Annotated in this window: 1 protein-coding gene; it reads right to left on the bottom strand. The window is 74.3% G+C overall.

All coding sequences use genetic code 11. The features are described 5' to 3' along the window. Window positions 1–343: sigma factor-like helix-turn-helix DNA-binding protein (locus ACNAW0_RS30765; protein WP_416291543.1), on the bottom strand; the 343-nt coding region annotated here is incomplete at both ends.

Genomic DNA, 343 nt, shown 5'->3' with positions numbered 1-343 from the left:
GGTGCGTTTGGCTCGGCTGATGCGCTGGGCCATGGTCGCCTCGGGTACCAGGTAGGCGTGGGCGATCTGGCGGGTGGTCAGCCCGCCGACGGCGCGTAGCGTGAGTGCGACCGCGGACGACGGCGTCAGCGACGGGTGGGCGCACAGGAAGTAGAGCTGGAGCGTGTCGTCCACCGCGGGCGCGGGCCCGGGCGCCGGCTCCTCGTCGACGAGCTCTTCGCGCCGGCGGCGGGCGGCGTCTGCCCGGGTCGCGTCGATGAACTTGCGCCAGGCCACGGTGACCAGCCAGCCTTTCGGATCCCGCGGCGGGTCGGCCGGCCAGACGCGGACCGCCTCAACGAGG

Source organism: Micromonospora sp. SL1-18 (assembly GCF_047921505.1).
GTDB lineage: Bacteria > Actinomycetota > Actinomycetes > Mycobacteriales > Micromonosporaceae > Micromonospora.
This window is presented reverse-complemented; position numbering and strand designations above follow the sequence as displayed.